The 2,685-nt window shown below is 36.4% G+C and carries 2 protein-coding genes; both read left to right on the plus strand.

Features of this window, described 5'->3' with window-relative positions:
- The first annotated feature begins 721 nt into the window (after positions 1 to 721).
- Positions 722 to 1,762 (plus strand): ABC transporter substrate-binding protein, encoded by a 1,041-nt coding sequence (locus ABS911_RS14880; RefSeq protein ID WP_350468200.1) that lies wholly within the window; start codon positions 722 to 724, stop codon positions 1,760 to 1,762.
- Positions 1,763 to 1,786: 24 nt separating this feature from the next.
- Positions 1,787 to 2,685, plus strand: an 899-nt coding sequence (locus ABS911_RS14885; RefSeq protein ID WP_350468201.1) for a FecCD family ABC transporter permease, incomplete at its 3' end; no start/stop codon positions are given.

A 2,685-nucleotide genomic window follows, 5' to 3' on the forward strand; every position in this document is an offset into this window, starting at 1 on the left:
CAATAGGTGTTGGTTCAATTCTAATTCATTAAATAACAAATGGTTCTCCCTCGGCATGTTATACATGCATTTAATTTATGTGAATGTGTTCCGGATTAGGTTGGTTTAGCATATAAGAGTCTGACTATCTTTCAAAAATCGACCTGATCCGAATAGGTATATAGTTTTCTCTGAGAAATAGCGTGACTGGCCTATTGTATCAGAAATGGAAGTGAGAGTCACATTATTCTATTTTTGGGGTTTTAGCGTTTTTATTTTTATATAAAGAGGATTACCAAAAACACTTGTTTTTGGAAAAGTAACTATTTATCTTATGATAATCTCTACTTTATTGAATGAAAATTTAAAATTCGTTTTATCCCACAGCCATTGTTTAATAAAATGAGACAATATTGTCCTCAAGTGAAAATAATAATAAGTTAACCAAGTTAGAATATGATTTAGAATTCTAATGAATTTAGTTCGTCTAAATGGCTTTTTTTGAATTAACCAATAAAAAAACATCGAAATAGTAAGTCTTATTATGATTATTTGTGAATGTTTTAACATTTATGTTTACTTTAACAAAATTCAATTATATAATTGAAAATGAAGATACTTCTTAATTAAAAAGCTTGATTCATTTTATCTAGTTATTTGATTTCAGCTAATTGATAAATAAGAAATTAAAGTATAAAACTGAACGAATAGAAAAAAATATACAATAATTGGAGATAAAAAGATGACTATACTAAAAATAGTGAAATACTTTGGGCTTGTTATGGCTTCAACTTTGTTATTAGGTGCGTGTGGTCAAAAAGATGCTGCTGAAGAACAGACAGCTATGAATGAACAGTCAACGGAACAGGTCGGAAAAACTACTTTTCCATTAACGTTGGATAATTACACTGCATCGTCAGAAGGTGCAGTATTTTCAAAAAAAGAAATAACATATGAATCTAGTCCAAAATCGATTGTTGCTAATAACCAGGGGACAGCGGAGTTGCTTATCCAACTTGGATTAGCTGAAGACATTGTAGGCGTAGCTGCCTTATACGGTGAAGGCGATGAAACGGTGACTGAGGATTTTTCAAGCATTCCTGTTTTGTCAGAAGGATATGTTGGGAAAGAATTAGTCGTAGGTGCTGATCCGGATATCGTTGTGGGACGTGGGCAACTGTTTGCCAATGCCGAATGGGGAACGGGAACAGTTGAAGAATTGAATAACGTGGGTATTCAGACGTATATTCAAGCGACATCAACGACTGGTGCGACTTTTGAGGATCTATATACAGATATTGATCATTTAGGAAAATTATTTACGGTTGAAGAAAAGGCACAACAATTTTCAACGGATGTGCAAACACGGATGGACGCAATCGTCGTAGCAATTCCTGATAAACAGGAGACCCTTGATTATGCTTATATATTTGGGGCAGAAGGAACTAACGTGGATATTTACAGTGGTGCAGCAGACACCTACTTAAACGATGCATTAAGCTATATGAACTTAGAAAATACATTTGCAGATGCAACGGGAGAAATCAGTGTGGAAGCTTTATTGGAAGCTGATCCCGATGTATTATTATTGGTTGACTATACGGGTGGACGTGATCCAAAAGAGAGCTTAGCTGATTTGAAAGCAAATGAAGCACTCTCAAGCCTGACAGCGATCAAGGAAGACCGTATCTATACGATCGATTACAATCAATTCTGGAGTTACGGGTACCAAGTTTTAACCGGTATGGAACAACTTAGTGCTGAAATGCAGTCAAAAAATTAATTTATAGTAGGAGGGAGTAAACAGATGAACCACATCGATAAACAACGCAAATTATTTTATATGTGTTTACTCCTGTTTACTGTATTAATTATTTTTTCGGTTGGGATCGGTGTCGCGGTCGGACAAGTCGCAGTGCCTTTAAAAGAATCGTTTCAGATATTGCTTAAAAATTTGTCAGGGGGAATGATTGATAATTCACCTGGAGTTTCTTCTAAATCTTTCGAAAATATCATCTGGCAGATTCGGTTTCCGAGAGTACTTTTAGCGATGCTTACAGGTATGGGCTTATCATTAGCAGGTGCGGTCATGCAGACAACAGTCCAGAATCCACTCGCAGATCCTTATATTTTAGGTATTTCGTCTGGAGCCTCTCTAGGTGCAACGTTTGCGATCATGATCGGCTTTGGTGGAACCAGTATATTGGCTCAGTTTGGGTTGTCTTTTTGGGCATTTTTTGGTGCTGTGACAGCTGCTCTTCTAGTCTTACTGTTGTCGAATGCTACTGGACAAATGAATTCGATCAAATTGATTTTATCCGGGATGGTATTAAATGCTCTTTTTACAGCATTTTCCAATTTCATCATTTATATCGCAAATGATGCGGAAGGCATTCGTTCAGTCACTTTTTGGATGATGGGAAGTTTAGTCGGAGCAAGTTGGTCCAAGCTACCTTTAATAGCCACCGTTGTCCTGGTTTGTTTGCTTTTCTTTTTAACACAAATACGGACGTTGAATCTTATGTTATTAGGCGATGAATCAGCTATTACGCTTGGGGTAAATTTGAAATTTTACCGTAAATTGTATCTCGTTATTACGTCGGTTTTAACAGGGGTCATTGTGGCAAACACTGGAATGATTGGATTTGTAGGGTTGATCATCCCACATATTGTTCGTGGGATAGTCGGGTCAAATCATCGGTACTT

This window comes from Carnobacterium sp., from assembly GCF_040274425.1.

Coding starts and splice junctions, on each gene's coding strand:
- ABS911_RS14880 (WP_350468200.1), top strand. CDS start 722: ATGACTATACTAAAAATAGTGAAATACTTTGGGCTTGTTATGGCTTCA.